At 70.5% G+C, this 21,638-nt stretch carries 18 protein-coding genes and 2 riboswitches; of the genes, 8 read left to right on the top strand and 10 right to left on the bottom strand.

The genetic code is table 11. The features are described 5' to 3' along the window. Positions 1-50 precede the first annotated feature (50 nt). Positions 51-1,691, bottom strand: a complete 1,641-nt coding sequence (locus tag V6R91_RS14590; RefSeq protein ID WP_336395859.1) for a peptide ABC transporter substrate-binding protein — start codon at positions 1,689-1,691, stop codon at positions 51-53. 531 nt (positions 1,692-2,222) lie between these two features. Here V6R91_RS14590 and V6R91_RS14585 point away from each other — a divergent pair. Then, positions 2,223-2,753, top strand: a complete 531-nt coding sequence (locus tag V6R91_RS14585) for a hypothetical protein (protein ID WP_336395858.1) — start codon at positions 2,223-2,225, stop codon at positions 2,751-2,753. A 177-nt stretch (positions 2,754-2,930) separates the two neighbouring features. Here the strand turns inward: V6R91_RS14585 and gcvP are convergent, their stop codons facing one another. From gcvP to V6R91_RS14540, 9 genes are all read right to left on the bottom strand, one after another. Next, the gene (gene gcvP, locus V6R91_RS14580; protein ID WP_442928130.1) at positions 2,931-5,750 is read right to left on the bottom strand and encodes an aminomethyl-transferring glycine dehydrogenase; all 2,820 of its coding nucleotides are present in this window, start codon (positions 5,748-5,750) and stop codon (positions 2,931-2,933) included. Positions 5,751-5,806: 56 nt separating this feature from the next. Continuing rightward, on the bottom strand, positions 5,807-6,184 hold the full coding sequence (gene gcvH, locus V6R91_RS14575; protein ID WP_231820426.1) for a glycine cleavage system protein GcvH: 378 nt from the start codon (positions 6,182-6,184) through the stop codon (positions 5,807-5,809). Continuing rightward, entirely contained in the window at positions 6,181-7,287 is a 1,107-nt protein-coding gene (gcvT, locus tag V6R91_RS14570; protein WP_271060824.1) for a glycine cleavage system aminomethyltransferase GcvT, read from the bottom strand. The genes gcvH and gcvT overlap by 4 nt, the downstream gene beginning before the upstream one ends. A gap of 49 nt (positions 7,288-7,336) precedes the next feature. Further along, a riboswitch (glycine riboswitch) is annotated at positions 7,337-7,432 on the bottom strand. Continuing rightward, positions 7,433-7,526, bottom strand: a riboswitch (glycine riboswitch). Positions 7,527-7,550: 24 nt separating this feature from the next. Further along, complete coding sequence (locus V6R91_RS14565; RefSeq protein WP_336395856.1) at positions 7,551-8,453, bottom strand: DUF817 domain-containing protein; 903 nt, start codon at positions 8,451-8,453, stop codon at positions 7,551-7,553. Positions 8,454-8,562: 109 nt separating this feature from the next. Next, entirely contained in the window at positions 8,563-9,411 is an 849-nt protein-coding gene (locus V6R91_RS14560) for an ABC transporter ATP-binding protein (RefSeq protein WP_067247398.1), read from the bottom strand. Then, positions 9,408-10,274 (bottom strand): ABC transporter ATP-binding protein, encoded by an 867-nt coding sequence (locus V6R91_RS14555; protein WP_219085138.1) that lies wholly within the window; start codon positions 10,272-10,274, stop codon positions 9,408-9,410. The genes V6R91_RS14560 and V6R91_RS14555 overlap by 4 nt, the downstream gene beginning before the upstream one ends. After that, positions 10,271-11,263, bottom strand: a complete 993-nt coding sequence (locus V6R91_RS14550) for an ABC transporter permease (RefSeq protein WP_336395855.1) — start codon at positions 11,261-11,263, stop codon at positions 10,271-10,273. The genes V6R91_RS14555 and V6R91_RS14550 overlap by 4 nt, the downstream gene beginning before the upstream one ends. Further along, complete coding sequence (locus tag V6R91_RS14545) at positions 11,256-12,251, bottom strand: ABC transporter permease (protein ID WP_219085136.1); 996 nt, start codon at positions 12,249-12,251, stop codon at positions 11,256-11,258. The genes V6R91_RS14550 and V6R91_RS14545 overlap by 8 nt, the downstream gene beginning before the upstream one ends. 44 nt (positions 12,252-12,295) lie before the next feature. Then, positions 12,296-13,990: an ABC transporter substrate-binding protein gene (locus tag V6R91_RS14540; RefSeq protein WP_271060820.1), complete on the bottom strand. Its 1,695-nt coding sequence runs from the start codon at positions 13,988-13,990 to the stop codon at positions 12,296-12,298. A gap of 226 nt (positions 13,991-14,216) precedes the next feature. Here V6R91_RS14540 and V6R91_RS14535 point away from each other — a divergent pair, with 226 nt between their 5' ends. The 7 genes from V6R91_RS14535 to V6R91_RS14505 are packed head-to-tail and all read left to right on the top strand — an operon-like array spanning position 14,217 to position 21,608. After that, positions 14,217-14,945, top strand: a complete 729-nt coding sequence (locus V6R91_RS14535) for an NUDIX hydrolase (RefSeq protein ID WP_336395945.1) — start codon at positions 14,217-14,219, stop codon at positions 14,943-14,945. Next, positions 14,942-16,309, top strand: coding sequence for a quinolinate synthase NadA (nadA, locus tag V6R91_RS14530; protein ID WP_271060818.1), 1,368 nt, complete (start codon positions 14,942-14,944; stop codon positions 16,307-16,309). The genes V6R91_RS14535 and nadA overlap by 4 nt, the downstream gene beginning before the upstream one ends. After that, positions 16,306-17,808, top strand: coding sequence for an L-aspartate oxidase (gene nadB / locus V6R91_RS14525; RefSeq protein WP_271060817.1), 1,503 nt, complete (start codon positions 16,306-16,308; stop codon positions 17,806-17,808). Before nadA ends, nadB begins: the two co-directional genes overlap by 4 nt. Further along, a complete protein-coding gene (gene nadC / locus V6R91_RS14520) occupies positions 17,808-18,659 on the top strand; it encodes a carboxylating nicotinate-nucleotide diphosphorylase (protein ID WP_271060816.1) in 852 nt (283 codons plus the stop codon). Before nadB ends, nadC begins: the two co-directional genes overlap by 1 nt. A gap of 10 nt (positions 18,660-18,669) precedes the next feature. After that, on the top strand, positions 18,670-19,821 hold the full coding sequence (locus V6R91_RS14515; protein WP_336395854.1) for a cysteine desulfurase family protein: 1,152 nt from the start codon (positions 18,670-18,672) through the stop codon (positions 19,819-19,821). Positions 19,822-19,857: 36 nt separating this feature from the next. Next, entirely contained in the window at positions 19,858-20,805 is a 948-nt protein-coding gene (locus V6R91_RS14510; protein ID WP_336395853.1) for a glycosyltransferase family 2 protein, read from the top strand. A gap of 29 nt (positions 20,806-20,834) precedes the next feature. Further along, positions 20,835-21,608 (top strand): SDR family NAD(P)-dependent oxidoreductase, encoded by a 774-nt coding sequence (locus V6R91_RS14505; RefSeq protein ID WP_271062278.1) that lies wholly within the window; start codon positions 20,835-20,837, stop codon positions 21,606-21,608. Positions 21,609-21,638 lie beyond the last annotated feature (30 nt).

Genomic DNA, 21,638 nt, shown 5'->3' with positions numbered 1-21,638 from the left:
TACGAGGCGGTGACGAGTGTCGTCACCGCCTCGTAGGCGTCACACATGGCCTACTTCGCGGCCTTGGTGATCTCGTAGTACAGCGGGACGGAGTTCCAGCCGAACGTGACGTTGTCCACGTTCTCGCTGTAACCGCCGGTCACGTTCGAGTACCACAGCGGGATCGCGGGCAGGTCCTTGAAGAGGATCTCCTGAGCCTTCTGGAAGTCCTTGACCTGAGCGTCCGCGTCGGTGTTGCCGATACCGGCCTTGATGGCGGCATCGAACTCGGGGTTCGAGTAGTCGCCGTCGTTCGAGCCGGCGCCCGTCGCGTAGAGCGGGCCGAGGAAGTTGTACAGCCCCGGGTAGTCGGCCTGCCAGCCGGAGCGAGCAGCCGTCTTGATGGAGCGGTTGTTCACCTCTTCACGGATCTGCGCGAAGGTCGGGTACGGAGCCCCCGAGGCCTCGATCCCGAGGTTCTTCGAGATCTGGTTGGTCACGGCGTCGACCCACTCCTGGTGGCCGCCGTCCGAGTTGTAGGCGATCTGGAAGGTGCCGTCCCACGGCGAGATCTTGTCGGCCTCGGCCCACAGCTCCTTCGCCTTCTCGGGGTCGTACTGCAGGACCTCGTTGCCGGGGATGTCGTCCGACCAGCCGGCGATAACCGGCGAGGTGAAGTCCGCAGCAGGGGTCCGGGTGCCCGAGAAGATCGTCTCGGTGATCTGCGCGCGGTCGAAGGCCATCGAGATCGCCTGGCGGCGGAGGACGCCTTCCTCACCGGAGAAGTGCGGGAGGAACTGCCCGATCGTGAACGACTGGAACACGGCCGACGGCTGGTTTACCGCGCGGTCGCCGAGGTCGTCCTGGAACGTCGGCAGCGCAATAGCAGGAATGGCGTCGACAACGTCCACGTCGTTCCCCTGCAGGTCTGCGTACGCCGCCTCCTGAGTCGCGTAGAACTTGATCGTCAGACCGCCGTTCTGCGCCTTGCGACCGCCCTGGTAGTCGTCGTTGCGGACGAGGTCGATCTGCACGTCGTGCTGCCAGCCGTCGCCGCCGATCATGTACGGGCCGTTGCCGATCGGGTTCTCACCGAACGCGGCCATGTCCTCGAACGCGACGTCCGGGAGCGGGTAGTAGGCCGAGTAGCCCAGGCGCAGTGCGAAGTCCGAGGCCGGCTTGTTCAGCGCGACCGTGAACGTGTAGTCGTCGACCTGCTCCAACCCCGTGAGCGGGGAGTCGGTCTCGGCGTTGTAGCCTTCGATGTCCTCGAAGAAGTAGCTGGACAGGTGCGCGTTGGAGGCCTTCGCGCCCTCGTTCCAGGCCTTGATGAAGTTGTCCGCGGTGACTTCCTCGCCGTCGGTGAACTTCTGGCCCTTCTTGAGCTTGATCGTGAGGTGCTGCGGGTCCTCGGTGACGATCTCCTCGGCCATGTCGTTGACCGGCTTGCCGTCCGCGTCGTAGTAGACGAGACCGGCGAAGATCTCGTCGAGGATCTTGCCGCCGCCGACCTCGTTGGTGTTGGTCGGGATCAGCGGGTTCTCCGGCTCCGAACCGTTCGTCGTGATGATGGCGTCGGGATCCGCCTTGGCGTTGCTTCCGGTGTCGCCCTTGTCGGTCGATCCGGATCCACCACCTGCGCAGCCCGCGAGCGCGAGGGTACCCGCCGCGAGCAGCGCGACGCCCGTGAGGGCGATCTTGTTGCGCTTCACTTGTGTCCTCCTGTGGACCTGATACAGCAAACTGCGCGCTCGTCATCGAGCGCGTAGGGATACCCCAGGGTAACCGCCGTCCTGCCGATCCCGTAACCGCGTGAATCAACCGTTACTGAGTGGTGACCTGAGGACAGAACGTACCTCCAGTGGCGCGATCAGATCGACGCTGTCTCACCCCGTGACGCCCCAGAGTGCCCGTGCGCCGTTCGCGGCTCATTGGTTGCCCACCAGCAGGACCGCCAAGGCTCGGCGAGGAAACCTCGCACGCTATGAGGATCCCTTAAAAAGGATCGACAGTTTCGTGTCTCAACTCGAAGATTCACCAGCCCGGACTACTCGAATACTCACCACGCCAGTATTCTGGCCGACTGACTGCCCCCATGCTGGACCAGCGTGTTGACTAAGTTATGCATTCCAATCTCCAGACATAAGCATACAAGGTTATAACCCCTTGGGGATATGCCTTTGAAATTTTTGGATGCACACATTTACTGAGTAGGGAATCATCCGCAGCCAAAGGAGACAAGGATGTTCCACTCAATCACCCAGAAGCATGCCAACACATCCAAAGGAACGCGCCAGCGAATTCGACTAGTTCGCCTCATAGCAGCATTCTGCGCATCCGCAGCTTTGGCCTTGGTCGGTTCGGTTCCCGCGCAAGCCGCCCCTCTGGCGACGGGAACGATCGGTTCGGCATCCGCCCTCGGCCTGGTCACGGACTGGTACGACAGCGCAGGCAACAAGCACGTTCTCACCGTAAACGCCTACTTTGGAAATAAGACGGCCGATTCAGTCCACATCGATTTCATTCGGTTGTGCTATAGCGGGCCAGACAATTCCGGAATCTGGGTTCGACCGGAATTGAGCAGGGAGGGCAGCAATCAGACCTCTCTCGGCCCTGCCAGGAACATGATCAAGGGAGCAGGCATGCCCGCCCCCTGCACAGACTGGGCAGTCAACCAGACATGGACGAAGGGAAGCTCGGGCGAAGTGTTCCGGGTGACAAACTACATCGTCCTGCCTGGCCAGTTGACCACCATCGCGGGGTTCTACCGATAAATTCGCCGCCACCAGACGGACTCATCGATTATAGGCCACCATTTCACATTGTGAATGTGTGAATATCATCGAGATTTGGTGGTTCGATCGTCCTTCTATGCGCTCAGCCCCGCCTGACGGAAACGCACCGCGGGCCCCGGACGGTGTCCGGGGCCCGCGTCGATCGGTCGCGCACGCTCAGGTGAAGGCCTCCACCGGAGGGCAGGCGCACACGAGGTTGCGGTCGCCGTAGGCGTTGTCGATCCGCCGCACCGGCGGCCAGTACTTGCCGGCGATCAGGGAGTGCACCGGGTAGGCGGCCTGCTCGCGGGTGTAGGCGTGCCCCCACTCCCCCGCGATCAGCGACGCCGCCGTGTGCGGCGCGTTCACGAGGGGGTTGTCGTCGGCGGGCCAGCGCCCGGACGCGACGGCGTCCGCCTCCGCCTTGATCTGGATCATCGCCTCGATGAAGCGCTCCAGCTCCCCGAGGTCCTCCGACTCGGTCGGCTCCACCATGAGGGTGCCCGCCACCGGGAAGGACATGGTCGGGGCGTGGAACCCGTAGTCGATGAGCCGCTTGGCGACGTCGTCCACGGTGATCCCCGTCGCGTCCTTGAGGGGACGCAGGTCGAGGATGCACTCGTGCGCGACCCGCCCGGTCTCGCCCGTGTAGAGGACCGGGTAGTGGGCCTCCAGGCGCGCGGCGACGTAGTTCGCCGCCAGCACGGCCGCGGCCGTCGCGTCGGCCAGGCCCGCCGCGCCCATCATCCGCACATACGCCCACGAGATCGGCAGGACGCCGGCGGACCCGTACGGGGCCGCCGAGACCGGTCCGCCCTCGAACACGAAACCTCCGGCGTGCTCGGCCCGCTGCGCCTGCGGGTGCCCGGGCAGGAACGGAGCCAGGTGCGCCTTGGCCGCGACGGGGCCCACACCGGGACCGCCGCCGCCGTGCGGGATGGCGAAGGTCTTGTGCAGGTTCAGGTGCGAGACGTCGCCGCCGAGGTCGCCGAAGCGCGCGTAGCCGAGCAGCGCGTTGAGGTTCGCCCCGTCGATGTACACCTGACCGCCCGCCGCGTGCACCGCGGCGGTGATGTCGAGGACGTCGTGCTCGTACACGCCGTGCGTCGACGGGTAGGTGATCATCAGAGCGGCGAGCTCGTCCGCATGGGCGTCGATCTTCGCGCGCAGGTCGCCGAGGTCGACGTTGCCCTGCTCGTCCGTCGCCACCACGACGACCTTCATCCCGGCGAGGACCGCCGACGCGGCGTTCGTGCCGTGCGCGGAGGACGGGATGAGGCACACGGTGCGGTGAGCGTCGCCGTTGGCGTGGTGGTAGCCGCGGATGGCGAGCAGGCCCGCGAGTTCCCCCTGCGAGCCGGCGTTCGGCTGCAGCGACACGGCGTCGTACCCGGTCACGTCGGCGAGCCAGGACTCGAGCTGATCGATGAGCGCCAGCGAGCCCCGGACGTCCTCCTCGGGGGCGAACGGGTGCAGCTGGGCGAACTCGGGCCAGGTGATGGCCGCCATCTCCGTCGCGGCGTTCAGCTTCATCGTGCACGAGCCGAGCGGGATCATCCCGCGGTCGAGCGCGTAGTCGCGGTCCGCGAGCGTCTTCAGGTACCGCATCATGGCCGTCTCCGACCGGTGCGCGTGGAAGACCGGGTGCGTCAGGTAGTCGTCCCGCCGACGCAGGCCGTCCGGAAGGGCGTCGTTCGTGCCGACGGCGAACCCGAACGCCCCGCCCCCCGCACCCAGGACGCCGAGCACGGCGAGCACCTCCTCGAAGGTCGTCGTCTCGTCGAGGGTGACCCCGACGGTGTCGGCGTCGACCAGGCGCAGCAGGATCCCGTGCTCGTCGCGGGCCCGCGCCACCGCGTCGGCCGCGCCGCCCGGGACGCGCACGGTCACGGTGTCGAAGAACGCGTCGTGGACGACCTCGACCCCGGACGTGCGCAGCTCCTCGGCGACGAACCAGGCCAGCGCGGCGATGCGACGGGCGATCTGCGCCAGCCCCTCGGGGCCGTGGTAGACGGCGTACATCGAGGCCATCACGGCCAGCAGCACCTGCGCGGTGCAGATGTTGGACGTCGCCTTCTCGCGGCGGATGTGCTGCTCGCGGGTCTGCAGCGCGAGGCGGTAGGCCGGGTGGCCGTCCGCGTCCTGCGAGACCCCGACCAGACGGCCGGGCAGCTGGCGCTCCAGCCCCGACCGCACCGACATGTATCCCGCGTGCGGGCCGCCGAAGCCCATCGGCACGCCGAAGCGCTGGGTCGTGCCCACCGCGACGTCCGCGCCGAGCGAGCCGGGCGAGGCGATCAGGGTGAGCGCGAGCAGATCCGCACCGACCACGGCGAGACCGCCGGCGACATGCGCCGCATCGATCACACCCGACGGGTCCCAGACGCGTCCCGACGCCCCCGGGTACTGCACGAACAGGCCGAACAGCTCCTCCGGCAGCGTCTCGCCCCCGGCGAGGTCGCGCTCGACGAGCTCGATCCCCACCGCCTCGGCGCGCGTCGCAAGGAGGGCCTTGGTCTGCGGCAGGGCGTCCGCGTCCACCACGAACACGTTCGAGGTGGCCTTCGACGCCCGCCGGACCAGGAGCATGCCCTCGGCGACGGCCGTCGACTCGTCCAGCATCGACGAGTTCGCGGTGTCCAGGCCGGTGAGCTCAGAGACCATCGTCTGGAAGTTGATCAGCGCCTCCAGCCGCCCCTGCGAGATCTCGGGCTGGTACGGCGTGTACGCCGTGTACCAGGACGGGTTCTCCAGGACGTTGCGCTGGATGACGCTCGGGGTGATCGTGCCGTGGTAGCCGAGGCCGATCATGGCGCGGTTGACGACGTTCTGCGCGGCGAGTCCGCGCAGCTCCGCCAGGGCCTGCGCCTCGCTGGCGGCGGCCGGCAGCACGCTCTCGCGGCCCTCGTCGCGGATCGACGCGGGCACGGCGTCGCGCATGAGCGCGTCGACGGGACGCTCCTGCTCGGCGACGGCGATGCCGATCGCGGCGAGCATCTCGCGCTGCGCGGCGGCGGTGGTCCCGATGTGGCGGTCGGCGAACGCGGTCACCCTCAGCCCTCCGTGAGCGCCACGTAGGCGGCGCGGTCCATCAGCGCGTCGACGGCGCCGTCGGCGACCTCGAGCTTGAGCAGCCAGCCGCCCTCGAACGGCGCCGCGTTCACGAGGGACGGGTCGTCCACGACGGCCTCGTTCACGGCGACGACGGTGCCGGCCACCGGCGCGTAGAGCTCGCCGACGGACTTGGTGGACTCGATCTCGCCCACGACGCTTCCGGCGGTGATCTCGGTGCCCACGGCGGGCAGCTCCACGAAGACGACGTCACCGAGCTTGTCGGCGGCGTAGTCGGTGATCCCGACCGTCGCGGTGGTGCCGTCAGCGGCGACCCACTCGTGCTCTTCGCTGTAACGCAGGGTGTTCAGATCGGTCATTTCTTCCTCCGGTAGAAAGGCAGGGCGGTGACGTTCGCGGGGATCCTCGTCCCGCGCACGTCGAGGAACAGGGGGGTCTCCCCCGCGGCGAGCGCGGGATCGACGTAGGCCATGGCGATGGGATGCCCGAGCGTGGGGCTCAGGGCGCCGCTGGTGATCTCTCCGACGACGGCGCCGTCCTCGGTGACGACCGGGTAGCCGGCGCGCCCGGCCCGGCGTCCCTCGGCGGACAGGCCGACGAGTACCCGGGCGTCCTCGGCGGGCACGACAGCGTCCTTGCCGATGAAGCGGTCCTTGTCGGTGACGACGACGCGCCCGAGGCCCGCCTGGGCCGGCTTGGTATCGCGCGTGAGCTCGTGGCCGTACAGCGGCATGCCCGCCTCCAGACGGAGGGTGTCGCGGGCGGCGAGACCGGCGGGGACGATGCCGTGCCCGTCGCCCGCAGCGAGGACCGCGTCCCAGAGCGCCGCCGCGGCGGCCGCCGGGACGAGCAGCTCGAAGCCGTCCTCGCCGGTGTAGCCGGTCCGCGCGAGCAGGAGCGGCTCACCCCGGAACGTGGCGTCCGCCCAGGCGTAGTACCGCTGCTCGGCCCAGGGCACGCTGACGTCGTCGATCCCGTCGACCGCCGAGACGATCGCCTCGGCGGCGGGGCCCTGCACGGCGATCAGCGCGTAGTCGTCGGACACGTCGGCCACCGTCACGTCGAACGGCGCGGAACGCGTGCTCAGCGCCGCGCTCACGGCCTCCCGGTTGCCGGCGTTGGAGATGATGAGGAAACGCTCCTCGGCCAGGCGGTAGACGATCACGTCGTCGATGATCCCGCCGTCCTCGGCGAGCAGCAGCGAGTACTTGGCCTTGCCGACGGGCAGCGCCGACAGCCGGCCCGCCAGCGCGTAGTCGAGGTACTCGCCGGAGCGCGCTCCGTCGACGGTGAACTCCGCCATGTGCGAGATGTCGAACACCCCGGCGGCCTCGCGGACCGCGTGGTGCTCGGCGAGGTCCGAGGTGTACCGCACCGGCATCTGCCAGCCGCCGAAGTCGGTGAAGGACGCTCCCAGCGCCTCATGGCGCTCGCGGAGCGGGGTGTAGCGGGCGTCGGTCATGGAGTTCTCCCCGTGGGTCGGAAGGGCACCCGCGGCACGGGCATCCGAGAACTCCCCCTCTGTCATGGGCCTGAGAGCTTCGCCCGTGAGGGGGCTTTCACCGTCGGCGGAGATCGCAGCGTGCGATCTCGCTTTCCAGAGTGGCCGGATGCCTGCGGTGGGGGTACCTGAGAGATTGGCGGGGAGGCTTGCTCCTTCGGTGCCCGGCTGCGTGCACCGGGCTCTCCCGCACGCATCGTACGGCCGTCTTCACTTGTCGTGGCTCACTCTACCGTGACGGGCGCGCCGCCGGCGTCGCCACGCAGCCGGGACCGCGCGGGGGCCGGCGGCCGGGGCGGGGCGACCAGGGTGACGAGGACCACCGAGATGATCATCAGGAGGAACCAGCTCGAGATCTTGGACGCCGACACGAGCTGCCATCCCTGCACCTGGTCCGGATAGAGCCAGGCGCCGGTGAGCGTGCCGATGTTCTCGGCGATCCAGATGAACAGCGCCACGCCGACGAACGGCAGCAGCAGCGGGATCCGCAGCGTGGCGCGCCACACCCGCGCGTGCATGACCGTGGGCAGCCACAGCGCGACCACCGCCGCGGTCAGCACCCACCGGGCGTCCCACATCCAGTGGTGGGTGAAGAAGTTCGCGTAGATCAGCCCGGCCACGACCACCGTGGCCCACAGCGGCGGATACCGGGTGAAGGTCAGGTCGAAGAGCCGGTGCACCCGGACGAGATAGGAGCCCACGGCCGCGTACATGAAGCCGCTGAACAGCGGCACCGCGCCCAGGCGCAGCACGCCCTCGGCCTCATAGGCCCAGGAGCCCACGTCCGTCTTGAAGAGCTCCATGACCGTGCCCGTGACGTGGAACAGCATGATCACCCACAGCTCCCTGCCGGACTCCAGGCGGGTCGTGATCATCACCACCTGGATGAGCACCGCGACGATCGTCAGCAGATCGTTCCGGCTGAGCGCGAGATCGGCGGGATACAGCGTGCGCACGACCACGATCGCCAGGAGCAGGACCGCGCCGAACACGCACGCCCACGCCTGCTTCGCGACGAACACGGCGGCCTCCACGAGGAACCCGGGCACACCGCGCGAGGGCGCACGGAGAAGGAGACGACGGGCGGCCGCGTCGATCCGCGCTTCGAGCCGAGTGGGCTGCTGCATGCGCTGACGCTAGCCGCCCGCGGCGCTCGGCGGCTGGGAAGGCGCCGCACGGACCGGGAGGTGCCCCGTCCGCGCGCGGCCGTGGGGGACCGCGCGCGGACGGAGGTCGTCAGGCGCCGGCGAGCTCGCGGCGCACCTCGTCGCGCAGGCGTCCGAGGTTCTCCGGCTCGGGCGCCGCATCCAGGAGCGTCCGCGTGTACTCGTGCTGCGGGTTCAGGATCACCTCGTCGCTGGGACCGCGCTCGACGACGTCGCCGTGGTAGAGCACCATGATCTCGTCGCTGAAGTGGCGGGCGGTGGCCAGGTCGTGCGTGATGTACAGGACGCCCAGGTCGTCCTCCCGCTGCAGGTCGGCGAGGAGGTTCAGGACCCCGAGCCGGATGGAGACGTCGAGCATCGAGACCGGCTCGTCGGCCACGATGAACCGCGCCCCGGGAGCCAGCGCCCGCGCGATCGCCACCCTCTGGCGCTGCCCGCCGGACAGCTCGTGCGGCCGGCGCTCCGCGAAGCTCTCCGCCGGGGACAGGCGCACGCGCTCGAGCAGCTGCAGGGCGCGCTCGCGCACCTGCGCGGCGCTCAGCTCCGGATGGTGGATGCGCAGCGGCCGTTCGAGGTGGTGGGCGATGGTGTGGAACGGGTTCAAGGACGCGAAGGGATCCTGGAAGACCATCTGCACCTCGGAGCGGTAGCGCGCGAGGTCGCGGCCGCGCGTGCCGGTCTCGCGCCCGTCGAGCAGGATGGCCCCCGAGGTCGGCGTCTCCAGCTTCATCAGCATCCGCGCGATGGTCGACTTGCCGGAGCCCGACTCGCCGACGAGCGCGATGGTCTTCCCGGCCTCGAGCGTGAACGACACGTCCTTCACCGCGTGGAGCTTCCGGGTCTTCAGCCCGGAGCGCAGGGTGAAGTCCTTGACGAGACGACGCGCCTCGAGGGTCGGGGTGGAGGGGGATGCGCTCATCGGGCCTGCTCCTGAGGGGTCTGGACGCCGGTGCGCACGAAGTCGCCCCGATCGCCGCGCAGGCTCGGGAAGCTCGAGAGCAGACGCCGGGTGTACTCGTGCTGCGGGTTCCGGTAGATCTCCTCCGCTGTGCCCTGCTCCACGATCCGCCCCTGCAGCATGACCGCGATGCGGTCGCTGATCTCGATGAGCATCGGCAGGTCGTGGGTGATGAAGATGACCGCGAACCCGAGCCGCTCGCGCAGGCGCATGATCTCGCGGATGATGCCGCGCTGGACGACCACGTCGAGCGCGGTGGTCGGCTCGTCCATGATCATGACCTGCGGGTCCAGCGCGAGCGCCATGGCGATCATCATGCGCTGGCGCATGCCGCCCGACAGCTCGTGCGGGAAGCTGGTCAGACGGGCGGGATCCACGCCGACGAGCTGCAGCAGCTCCTGGGCGCGAGCCGTCTTCTGCGCCGTGCTCATGCCGGGACGATGCGTGTCGAAGATGTCGAAGATCTGCGCCTTGACGCTGATGACGGGGTTGAGCGAGTTCATCGCTCCCTGGAACACCATCGAGATCTTGTCCCAGCGGAAGGCCCGCAGCCCCTCCGCCTCGAGTCCCACGACGTCGATGTCGTGGCCGTCCCGGTCGTGGAAGACGATCTCGCCGCCGGTCATCACGGCCGGCGGCTTCAGCAGCCGGTTCATCCCGTAGGCGAGGGTCGTCTTGCCGCAGCCGGACTCCCCCGCCAGGCCCAGGATCTCGCCCCGGTTCAGCGTCAGGGAGACGTCGCGCACCGCCTGCACAGGCGGGTCGACCTCGTACTCGATCGACACGTTGCGGGCGGTGAGGACCGCCTCGGTGGCGCCGCTCATGCGGTGACCCCCTTCGTCTTGGTGGCCTTGCGGGCGGAGCGGGCCGCCTGCGGGGCGTTGCGGAGCTTCGGGTTGATGATCTCGTCGATCGCGAAGTTGATCAGCGCGAGACCACAGCCCAGGAGCGCGATCATCACGCCCGGCGGGACGAACCACCACCACGCCCCGCGCCCGAGCGCCTGCCCGGACTGCGCGTCGTTGAGGATCGTGCCCCACGTGATCGAGTCGGTGGGGCCGAGGCCGAGGTACGACAGGCCCGCCTCGCCGAGGATCGCGAAGATGATCGCGAACAGGAACTGCGCGGTGAGCAGCGGCAGGAGGTTCGGCAGGATCTCGACGAGGATCACCCGGGCGCTCCTCTCCCCCGCCACCTTCGCCGCGGAGACGTAGTCGCGCGACCGCAGGGAGCGCGCCTGGAGCCGGAGCACGTAGGCGGCTCCCGCCCAGGACGTGATCCCGAGCACGAACGCGACGAGCTGCCAGCTCCGGGAGTTGAAGGAGGCCGCGATCACCATCACGAGCGGGAGCCCCGGGATCACCAGTGCGACGTTCGTGATGAGGGCGAGCACGTCCTCCCGCCAGCCCGCGAGGTAGCCGGCGAGAACGCCGAACAGGAGCGAAAGGACGATGGCGATGCCGCCGGCGACGAGCCCCACCAGGAGCGAGCCCTGGGCGCCGTGCGCGAGCTGGGCGAGCACGTCGTTGCCGAGCTTGGTCGTGCCGAGCCAGTGCTCGCCCGACGGCGGCTGGAGGGCCGCGTTGCCGGTCGCCCGCGGGTTCTGGGTGAGGAACGGGGCGAGCACCGCGAAGAGCACGATCCCGGCCACGAGGACCAGCCCGGTCACGAGCTTCGGCGAGCGCCGGGGCAGCATGGCCCGCAGGCCGCTGCGCGGGCGGCGCGCCGTCGCCAGCGCGACCGTGCTCGGCGGCTCGACGGACGGGGCCTCCTTGACGATGAGGTCCGGTGCGGTCTTCTCGGCGTTAGACATTCTGGCGAGCCCTCGGGTCGATGAACCCGTAGACCAGGTCCATGAAGAAGTTGGCGGCGAGCACGGTGACGGTGATCACGAGGAACAGCCCCTGCAGGAGCGCATAGTCGTTGTTGGTCACCGCCTGGAACATCAGCTTGCCGATGCCCGGATAGGTGAAGACCTGCTCCATGACGATGGAGCCGGCCACGACGAAGCCGAGGGTGATCGAGAACCCGGCGATGGAGGGGATCGCCGCGTTGCGCGCGGCGTACGTCATCAGGATCCGGCGCGGGCGCAGCCCCTTGGCCTCGGCGGTGGTGATGTAGTCCTCGGAGAGGATCTGGACCATCATGTTGCGCATCCCGAACAGCCAGCCGCCGACCGAGCTCAGCACGATCGTCACCGCCGGCAGGATCGCGTGCGACACCGCGTTGCCGAAGAACGCCCAGGTGGGCTCCGGCCCGTCGGGGAAGTCGAAGACGTCGTAGCCGCCGAAGATCGGGAACCAGCCCAAGCCCACGGCGAACACCGACACCATGATGAGCGCGAGCCAGAAGTACGGGATGGACTGCAGCACGGTCGTCGCCGGGATCAGGTTGTCGACCCAGGTGCCGCGCTTCCATCCGGCCCAGGCGCCGAGGACGACGCCGAGGATGAAGGAGATGACGGTGGCGGTGCCGACGAGGATCAGCGTCCACGGCAGCGCCTCGCCGATCAGGTCGGCGACGGGAGTGGGGTACTTCGTGACCGAGACCCCGAGATCCCCCTGGAACATCCGGCCCCAGTACCCGAGGTACTGATCCCACAGGGGCTGGTCGTCGGAGCCGAGAAGCAGCTTGATGTTGCGGATGGTCGTCTCGGAGACCTCGCCGCCCGCGCGCTGCATCTTGGCGATCATGATGTCGGCCGGGTTCCCCGGCATGAGCCGCGGGAGCAGGAAGTTGAGGGAGATCGCGGCCCACAACGTGAACGCGTAGAACCCGATCCTTCGTGCATAGAACTTCATGTCACTGTCACCTCAGACTTCCTGCTCCCACGGACTCACTCAGCTCACTTCGCCGGCTGCAGGTGCTGCAGGATGTACCCGGCGGCGATCGCGCCCCACGACGGCGGGAAGGCGTAGAGCTCCTCCTCGGTGGGCCAGCCGGTGTAGTCCTTCGTGTTGTAGAAGGTCTGCGTGGCGTTGATCACGAGCGGGATGTAGGGCAGGTCGCGCACGATCTCGCTCTGGATCGTGGTGTAGAGCTCCTTCTTCTTCGCCTCGTCGTTCGTGCTGATGGCGGCCTGGATGGCGGCGTCCACCGTCGGGTTGCTGTAGCGGCTGAAGTTCCAGCGGCCCGCGGGGACCTCCTCGCCCACCTTCGAGGTGGACTCCACGGTGGTGCCGCCGAACCAGTCGCGGTAGATCTGGAACGGGTCGGCGACGGAGGTGCCGATCATTCCGCCCACGATGAGCTGGTAATTGCCGGTCTGGCGGGCGTCGGAGAACTCCTGCCACTGCACGGTGGAGGCGTTGACCTTGATGCCGGCCTTCGCCGCCTGCTCGGCGATGAGCTTCGCCGCGTCGTTGTAGTCGGTCCAGCCGTCCACCGAGGTGAGGCTGAGCTCGACGGGCTGGCCGTCCTTGGCGTAGATGCCGTCGCCGCCCTTGACGTAGCCGGCGGCCTCGAGGATCTTCCCGGCCTCGGCGGCGTTCGCCTCCTGCGGGCTGACCTCGTTGGCGGGGTCGGCGAGCCACTTCTCGTCGCGCGGCAGGAGCGCGTACGTCGGAGAGACGTCGCCGGTGAGCCCGACGAAGGCCTTGTCCTTGATGGTCCCGCGGTCGATGGCGACGTTGAGCGCCTGGCGCACGGCGACGTCCGTCTGCGGCCCCGTGCAGCCCAGTTCCGCGTTGGAGCAGGTGTAGAGCACCGTCGGGTCCTGCGGCGTGTTGATCCAGTCGGTCTTGCCGTTGCCGGTCACGTCGTCCGGGTTCGGGATGAACATGCCCGCCCAGTCGAGCTTGCCTGCGGCGAGGAGGTCCTGCGCGGTCTGGTTGTTGTCCACCGCGATGTACTGGACCTTCTTCACCCCGAGCTTGTCGGCGTCGCGGAACTCCTCGTTCGCCACGAGCGTGTAGGACTCGCCCGTGGTCTTCTGCACCTTGTAGGCGCCGGATCCGACCGGCTCCTCGTTGGCGAAGTCCGCGAAGTCGGTGATGTCCGCCCACACGTGCTCGGGAAGGATGTACGTCGAGCCCATCCGCTGGAACTCGGTGGTGTACTGCGCGGCACTGTACGTGAGCACGACCGTGGTGTCGTCGGTCGCCTCGGCCGAGACCAGGCCGTTGCCCTCGGGGTTGTTCGCCTCGTACTGGAAGGTGAACGCCACGTCCTTGGCGGTGAGCGGCTTGCCGTCGTTCCACTTCAGGCCGCTCTTGATGGTGACCGTGATCTGGGTGCCGTCCTCGTTGTACTCGAAGGAGTCGCCGATCAGGCCGACCGGCTTGTCGTCGGCGGTCTTGTTGTAGAAGAACAGCGGCTCGTAGATCGGGCCGAGCGCTCCGTGGAGCACGGTGGGCGCGAACGGGTTGTAGTTCGCCGTGATCGGGGTCTGGCTTCCGGCCCAGACCCGCAGTGCCCGGTCGCCGTCGCCCGAGCCGCCGGAGCCGGAGCCCCCGGTCGAACAACCGGTGAGGCCGATGGCGAGGACCGTGGCCCCCGCCACGGCGGTGAGCGCGAGCGCGCGCTTGCCGTTACGGATCATTCCTTGACTTCCTCTCGGTGCTGCGTTGCAGGAGGAGGGGACTACTCCCCGTTGAGGACAGACCCCGGTTGGGGTTTGTTAGGACAGCAACCTAACAAATAGCGCCCCGTCCGCCAAGTGGCGACCCGCGCCGAAAGGTAACGTTTCGGACTCGCCATCGGCGGCGTCATCGACCTGGACTTCAGGTCGTTCGCACCCTAAGATCGAGTCGGAGGTTAAAGTCATGATGACCAGAACTCGCGATCCCGAGGACAGGATCCGCGTCGCCGTCTCGACGGTCATCCTCACCCTGCGCCGCGACGCCGACGGAGCGCCCCGCATCTCCCTCCCCCTCGTCCGCCGCACCCGCGACCCGCACCGCGACGCGTGGGCGCTCCCGGGCGGCTGGCTGGACGTGGCCGAGAGCCTGGAGGAGGCCGCGGGGCGCACCCTCGCCGAGACCACCGGGCTCGCGCCGAGCTACCTGGAGCAGCTGTATGCGTTCGGAGCGGTCCACCGCTCCCCCACCCGCGTGGTCTCGGTCGTGTACTGGGCGTTGCTGCGCTCGGACGCGGTCGACGCGCAGAGCGCCGCCTACCGGGCGACCGGGGCCGCGCCCGAGAACGTGGACTGGTTCGACGCGGCCGGCCTCCCCTCCCTCGCGTTCGACCACGCCCGGATCATCGACTACGCCCTCTGGCGCCTGCGCAACAAGGTCGGCTACAGCCGCGTCGCGCACGGGTTCCTGCCCCCGGAGTTCACTCTCGCCGAGCTGCGCGAGGCCTACGAGGCGATCCTGGGCCGCCGCCTGGACCCGGCGAACTTCCGCCGGCAGGTCGAGAGCGCGGGAAGCCTCGTGCCCACCGAGTCCTTCCGCACCGGAAGCCACCGCCCCGCGCGGCTGTACCGATCCAACACCGACGTCGAACTGGCCGACCGCGGCCCGCTCGCCCCCGAAGAAACGAGGACGTCATGACCCCCCGCCCGGTTGCCGACACCGTCGAGGCCCGAGACCCCGCGCTCCGAGGCGTCGATCCCTCCGTGGACCACGCCATCCAGGCGATCACGGGCGGCTCGTCCGTCGAGGCGACCTGCAGCACCGACCTCGCCGCGGGGCCGTGGGACTTCGACGCGCGACCCGGCTACGGCCCCGGCTCCTCCATGGGCGACGTCATCCCGGTCGGCGCTCCGCGTCAGGGCGCGCTGCCCGCCGCGTATCGCGAGGCCGACGAGGCGGAGCTGGACGAGCGGATCCGCGCCGCCCGGCGCACGCTCGGCGACCGCGTCGTGGTGCTCGGCCACTTCTACCAGCGGGAGGAGGTCGTGCGGCACGCCGACTACGTCGGCGACTCGTTCCAGCTCGCCACGGCGGCCACCGAGCACCCCGACGCCGAGGCCATCGTCTTCTGCGGCGTGCACTTCATGGCTGAGACCGCCGACCTGCTGTCCGGTCCCGATCAGGCCGTGATCCTGCCGAACCTCGCCGCGGGATGCTCCATGGCGGACATGGCCGACATCGACCAGGTCGAGGAGTGCTGGGAGCAGCTCGCGGACGTGCTCGGGCCGCTCGACGAGCCCGACGCAGACGGCCTCGTCCCGGTGATCCCGGTCACCTACATGAACTCGTCCGCCGCGATCAAGGGGTTCGTCGGTCGCCACGGCGGCATCGTCTGCACCTCCTCGAACGCCCGGACCGTCCTGGAGTGGGCGTTCGCACGCGGGCGGCGCGTGCTGTTCTTCCCGGACCAGCACCTGGGCAGGAACACGGCGAAGGCGATGGGCGTGCCGCTGGAGCGGATGCCGCTGTGGAACCCGCGGCAGGCGCTCGGCGGGAACGGCGCCGAGGACCTCGTCGCGTCGCGGGTGATCCTGTGGCACGGCTTCTGCTCCGTGCACCGCCGGTTCTCCGTCGCCCAGATCGACCAGGCGCGGGCCGAGCATCCCGGCGTGCGGGTGATCGTGCACCCCGAGTGCCCGATGGACGTCGTCGACGCCGCCGACGAGTCCGGCTCGACCGACTACATCCGCCGGGCCATCGCGGCCGCCACGGAGCCGACCGTGTTCGCGATCGGCACGGAGATCAACCTCGTCAGACGGCTGGCCGCCCAGTATCCGCAGCACGAGATCTTCTGCCTCGATCCGGTCGTGTGTCCGTGCTCCACGATGTACCGCATCCACCCGGGGTATCTCGCGTGGGTCCTCGAGGAGCTCGTCGAGGGGCGCACCCCGAACCGCATCCGGGTGCAGGACGACGTCGCCGCCCCGGCCCGCGTCGCGCTGGAGCGGATGCTGGCGGCCCGGCCGACGACCGAGCCGCCGCAGGACGCCCACCGCCGATGAACGTCGTCGTCGTCGGCTCCGGCATCGCCGGTCTCACCGCCGCGCTGCACGCCCATGACCGCGGGCACGGGGTGACGATCGTGACCAAGGGCGCCCTCGGCGGCGGCTGCACCCCGCTCGCCCAGGGCGGGGTCGCCGGTTGCTACGGCCCCGGCGACTCCCCCGCCCAGCACGCCGCCGACACCCTCGCGGCGGGCGCCGGACTCGCGGACCCCGAGGCCGTCGCCGTGCTCACCGCCGACGCCTCCGCCCGGATCCTCGACCTCGTGGCTCGCGGCGTCCGCTTCGACCGCGCCGCCGACGGCGGCCTCCAGCGCGGCCGGGAGGCCGCGCACGCGTTCGCCCGCGTCGTGCACGCCGGCGGGGACGCGACCGGCGCCGAGATCTCCCGGGCGCTCGTGCAGGAGGTCCGCCGGGCCGGCATCGCCGTCGTGGAGGACGCTCTGCTGCGGGAAATCGACGTTCGACGCGGGGTGTGCGCCGGCATCGTCGCGCTCGTCGGCGGCAGGCCTCGGGAGATCCCGGCGGATGCCGTGGTCCTCGCCACCGGCGGCGCCGGTGCCGTGTACGCGCGGACGACGAACCCGGCAGGCAGCACCGGCGACGGCGTCGCCGCTGCGCTGCGGGCCGGAGCGGCTGTCGCGGACCTCGAGTTCGTGCAGTTCCACCCGACCGTCCTGGACGCACCGGGGGCGGCGTTCCTCGTGTCCGAGGCGGTCCGCGGCGACGGGGCGGTGCTCGTGGACGCCGACGGGCGGCGGTTCCTCGCGGAGTCCCACCCGGACGCTGAGCTGGCCCCGCGGGACGTCGTCGCGCGCGCGATCGTGCGACAGGCCGCAGCCCAGGGCTCGCCCGTGCGCCTGGACGCCACGGCGCTCGGCGCGGAGCTGCTCGCCCGGCGCTTCCCGACGATCGATCGGGTGACGCGGGCCCGGGGGTTCGACTGGTCCCGTGAGCCGATCCCGGTCACCCCTGCCGCGCACTACCTGATGGGCGGGGTGACGACCGACCTCGACGGGCGCACGAGCATCCCGGGGCTCCTCGCCGTCGGCGAGGTGGCCCGCACCGGGGTCCACGGCGCCAACCGGCTCGCATCGAACTCCCTGCTGGAGGGCGCCGTGTTCGGCGCCCGTGCCGCGGCCGCCCTCGACGTGCCCGCCCCTGCGATGCCGACCGTCCCGCCGGGTCCCGCCGCCTCCGAGGCCGCCACGGAGGCCGGCGCAGCGGATCACCGCTCCGCGCCCGCGTTCAGCCGCGCCGCGCTGCAGGAGCTGATGTGGCGGCACGCCGGCCTCCTGCGCACCCGCGAGGGGCTCGCGGTCGCCGAGCGCACTCTCCGCGCGTGGAGCCGTGGCACCCCGGATCCCGGCACGGTCCGAGAGCACGAGGACGCCAACCTCCTCCTCGTCGCCCTCGCCATGGTGACCGCGGCCCGCTCGCGCCCCGACTCCGTCGGAGCGCATCACCTCGAACCCGAACCGGCCCTGATCGGAGTCTGATGCTCACCCCCGCTCTCCTGAACCGCGTCGTCGGCGCCGCCCTGGAGGAGGACGCCCCGTGGGGCGACCTCACCAGCGCCGCCCTGATCCCGGAGTCCTCGACCGCAACCGCCGACCTCGTCGCACGGGAGGCCGGGATCCTGAGCGGCGGCGAGGTCTTCGCCGCGGCGTTCACGCTGACCGATCCCGCCGTCGTCGTCGACCTGCACGTCGCCGACGGCGACGCGTTCGGGCCCGGCGACGTGCTCGCGACCGTCACCGGTCCGGCGCGCGCGATCCTCACCGCGGAGCGCGTCGGGCTCAACTTCGCCCAGCGGCTGAGCGGCATCGCCACACTCACCTCCCAGTACGTCCGCGCCGTGGAGGGCACGGCGGCGCGCATCGCCGACACGCGCAAGACGACCCCGGGCCTGCGTGCCTTCGAACGGCACGCCGTCTCCTCGGGCGGAGGACACAATCACCGCTTCTCCCTCTCCGACGCCGTGATGGCCAAGGACAACCACCTCGCCGTGCTGCGCCGCGGTGGCGCCGACCTAGCGGCGGCCCTGCGGGACGCGGCGTCCCGACTCCCGCACACGACCCATGTCGTGGTGGAGGTCGACCGCCTCGACCAGATCCCCGACGTCCTGGCCGGCGGCGCGCACACGGTCCTCCTCGACAACTTCACGCTCGACGATCTCCGCGCGGCGGTGGCGCTGATCGACGGCCGGGCGACGACCGAGGCCTCCGGCGGGGTGACGCGGGAGACGGTGCGGGCGATCGCCGAGACCGGCGTCGATGTCGTCTCGGTCGGGGCGCTCACCCATTCCGCACGCGCACTGGATCTGGGTCTGGACGTGCGGATCGACTGACGAGGACGCCATGCTCTACCTCGACCACGCCGCCACCTCGCCGGTCCGCGCGGAGGTGCGCGCCGCCATGGCCCCCTTCCTCGGCGACACGTTCGGCAACCCGTCCAGCCATCACACCGTCGGCGAGGCCGCCGCCGCCGCCCTCGACGACGCCCGTGCGCGCGTCGCCGCAGTGCTCGGCATGCGCCCGGGAGACGTCGTCTTCACGTCCGGAGGAACAGAGGCGAACAACCTCGCCGTCAAGGGCATCGTCCTCGCGGCGCTCGCACGGGGCCGAAAGCACCTCGTCACCACGCCGATCGAGCACGAATCGATCCTCGCCTCGGCGGACCACTTGGCGCGGTTCCAGGACGTGGAGACCACGATGCTGCCGGTGAGCGGGACCGGAATGGTCACGCCCGCGGAGCTCGCCGCGGCGCTGCGGCCCGACACGGCGTTGGTCTCCCTCGGGCATGCGAACAACGAGGTCGGCACCGTGCAGGACGTGCCCGGTCTGGCCGCCGTCGCATCGGGCGCGGGCGTGCCCCTGCACGTCGACGCCGTCCAGTCCGCCGGCTGGCTGGCGCTGCGCGGCCTCGGCGCCGACGCCGTCTCGATCGCCGGGCACAAGCTCGGCGCGCCGAAGGGCACGGGGGCCGTGGCCGTGCGGGGCCGGATCCCGCTCGAACCGATCCTCCACGGCGGCGGGCAGGAGCGCGGGCGTCGTTCCGGCACGGAGAACGTCGCCGGGGCCGTGGCGCTGGCCACTGCTCTGGAGCTGGCCGAGGCCGAGCGGGAGCAGGCCTGCCGTCGGGTGGGCGCGCAGAGCCGGCGCTTCACCGACGCGGTCCTCGCCGCGGTGCGCTCCGCACGCCTCACCGGAGACCCGGTCCACCGCCTTCCGGGGACGGTGAGCTTCACATTCGCGGGGACCAGCGGCGAGGCCGTGCTGCTGGAGCTCGAACGCCGCGGCGTGGTGTCCTCCAGCGGCTCCGCCTGCGCGGCCGGAAGCGACGAGCCCTCCCCCGTGCTCCTCGCCCTCGGCATCGACCCGGCCGTGGCGCAGACCGCCGTGCGGTTCACCTTCGGACGCGCGGGACTCGGGCCGGGCGCGCCGGAGGATGCACCGGAACGGCTCGCGGGTCTCGTCGCCGAGGCGGTCGACCGCGTGAGCGCCCTCTGACCCCGTCCTGCGCGCGTGCGGCCCTAGGATGAGTGCGTGCCCGACGCCCCGCTCGTGACCGTCATCGTGCCCGGCCGCGACATCGCCGCCTACGCCCCGGCGGCCCTCGCGTCGCTGCGCGCCCAGAGCGACGGGCGCTGGCGTGCGGTCCTCGTCGACGACGGATCGCAGGATGCGACCGGCGACGTCTTCCGCTCCGCCGCGGCGGAGGACCCGCGCTTCCGGCTCGTCTCGCACGCCGAGCCGCGCGGGCTGGGAGCCGCCCGCAACAGCGGGCTGGCCCTGGTGGACACCCCCTACCTCGGCTTCCTCGACGGAGACGACGAGTTCGCGCCGCATGCCCTCGCCCGGCTCGTCGGGACGCTGGGCGAGACGGGGAGCGACTTCGTCACCGGCGCCTACGTCCGCTCGCGGATGGACGACACCGGGCACTACCGACCGGGTCGCGTGCAGCCGTGGGTCGCGTCGTCGACAGCTCCGGAACGCCGCGGCACGACGATCCACGAGCATCCCGACGCCTCGGCCAACGTCGTCGCCTGGTCGAAGGTCAGCCGCACGGAGTTCTGGAGCGACCTGCGCTTCCCCGAGGGCGTCGCCTACGAGGACCAGATCGTCGCCCAGGTCATGTACACACGGGCCGCGGCGTTCGACGTGATCCCCGACACCGTCGTCCACTGGCGCGTCCGCGCGGACGGATCCTCCCTCACCCAGTCGAAGCATCGCGTGGACGTGCTCCGCGACTACCTGACGGCGCTGCGCGGCGGCGTCGAGGTGCTGCGCGACGCCGGGGCCGGCGACGCCGTCCGCGCCCGGCTGGGCCTGGTCCTCGCGATGGACGTCCCCCCGCTGGAGCGGATCGCGTCCACGCACCCGGACCCCCTGTACGGCGCCGTGCTCTCCGCGTTCCTGGAGGGTCTGCGCGCGCTCCCGGAGTACGAGGGCGCCGCACCGGACCCGTCCCTCGCCGAGGCCCTCTCCTGGTGAGGGGGCCGGCCGTTGACGAAGGAGAGACCGTGACCGACTACCTGTCCACCCTGTTCTCGCTCGACGGACGCACGGCGATCGTCACCGGGGGATCCTCCGGGATCGGCCGCGGGATCGCGACGGCGCTCGCCGGTGCCGGCGCGCGCGTGGTCGTGCTCGCCCGGGGCGGGGATCGCGTGGCGGACACGGTGCGGGAGCTCACCGCCGCCGGGGGCGTCGCCGCCGGGGTGGTCGGGGACCTGAGCAGCCGGGAGGGGATCCGCGACGCCGCCGAGAACGCGGCGGCGCCCTTCGGGGAGCCGGACATCCTCGTCCACTCCGCCGGGATCAACATCCGCCCGCCGTACGCGGAGATCAGCGTGGCGGACTGGGACGCGACCATGACCGTCAACGCCCTCGCGCCGTTCCTCCTCGGGCAGCGCTTCGGCACCGGCATGGCCGCACGCGGCTACGGGCGGATCATCCACATCAGCTCCCAGCAGGCGCACCGCGCGTTCGTCGAGAGCGGCGTCTACGGCGTCTCCAAAGGAGCGGTGCAGTCCCTCATGCGATCGGAGGCCGAGGCCTGGAGCGCGCGCGGCGTCACGAGCAACGCCCTCGTGCCCGGCTTCGTCCTGACGCCGCTGAACGCGCGCCTCCAGGAGGATCCGGTCCAGGTCCAGGCGCTCGCGGCGCGAACGATGGTCGGCCGCAACGGCCTCCCCGAGGACTTCGCCGCGGCCGCGGTCTTCCTCGCCGGGCCTGGTTCGGCCTATGTCACGGGCCAGTCCCTGTTCATCGACGGCGGGCTCTCCGTGCACTGAGCCGGTGCGCGGACGTCGCGCGCTGTGCGC

This window comes from Microbacterium sp. CCNWLW41 (assembly GCF_037083505.1).
Note: the sequence above shows the minus strand (reverse complement) of the source record. Positions and strands in the feature narration are given on the sequence as shown.

Bases quoted from the DNA above. Each gene is read 5' to 3' on its own strand.
- V6R91_RS14585 (WP_336395858.1), top strand. From the start codon at position 2,223: ATGTTCCACTCAATCACCCAGAAGCATGCCAACACATCCAAAGGAACG.
- gcvP (WP_442928130.1), bottom strand. From the start codon at position 5,750: ATGCTCGCCGCGATCGGCATCGCCGTCGCCGAGCAGGAGCGTCCCGTC.
- gcvH (WP_231820426.1), bottom strand. From the start codon at position 6,184: ATGACCGATCTGAACACCCTGCGTTACAGCGAAGAGCACGAGTGGGTC.
- gcvT (WP_271060824.1), bottom strand. From the start codon at position 7,287: ATGACCGACGCCCGCTACACCCCGCTCCGCGAGCGCCATGAGGCGCTG.
- V6R91_RS14565 (WP_336395856.1), bottom strand. From the start codon at position 8,453: ATGCAGCAGCCCACTCGGCTCGAAGCGCGGATCGACGCGGCCGCCCGT.
- V6R91_RS14560 (WP_067247398.1), bottom strand. From the start codon at position 9,411: ATGAGCGCATCCCCCTCCACCCCGACCCTCGAGGCGCGTCGTCTCGTC.
- V6R91_RS14555 (WP_219085138.1), bottom strand. From the start codon at position 10,274: ATGAGCGGCGCCACCGAGGCGGTCCTCACCGCCCGCAACGTGTCGATC.
- V6R91_RS14550 (WP_336395855.1), bottom strand. From the start codon at position 11,263: ATGTCTAACGCCGAGAAGACCGCACCGGACCTCATCGTCAAGGAGGCC.
- V6R91_RS14545 (WP_219085136.1), bottom strand. From the start codon at position 12,251: ATGAAGTTCTATGCACGAAGGATCGGGTTCTACGCGTTCACGTTGTGG.
- V6R91_RS14540 (WP_271060820.1), bottom strand. From the start codon at position 13,990: ATGATCCGTAACGGCAAGCGCGCGCTCGCGCTCACCGCCGTGGCGGGG.
- V6R91_RS14535 (WP_336395945.1), top strand. From the start codon at position 14,217: ATGACCAGAACTCGCGATCCCGAGGACAGGATCCGCGTCGCCGTCTCG.
- nadA (WP_271060818.1), top strand. From the start codon at position 14,942: ATGACCCCCCGCCCGGTTGCCGACACCGTCGAGGCCCGAGACCCCGCG.
- nadB (WP_271060817.1), top strand. From the start codon at position 16,306: ATGAACGTCGTCGTCGTCGGCTCCGGCATCGCCGGTCTCACCGCCGCG.
- nadC (WP_271060816.1), top strand. From the start codon at position 17,808: ATGCTCACCCCCGCTCTCCTGAACCGCGTCGTCGGCGCCGCCCTGGAG.
- V6R91_RS14515 (WP_336395854.1), top strand. From the start codon at position 18,670: ATGCTCTACCTCGACCACGCCGCCACCTCGCCGGTCCGCGCGGAGGTG.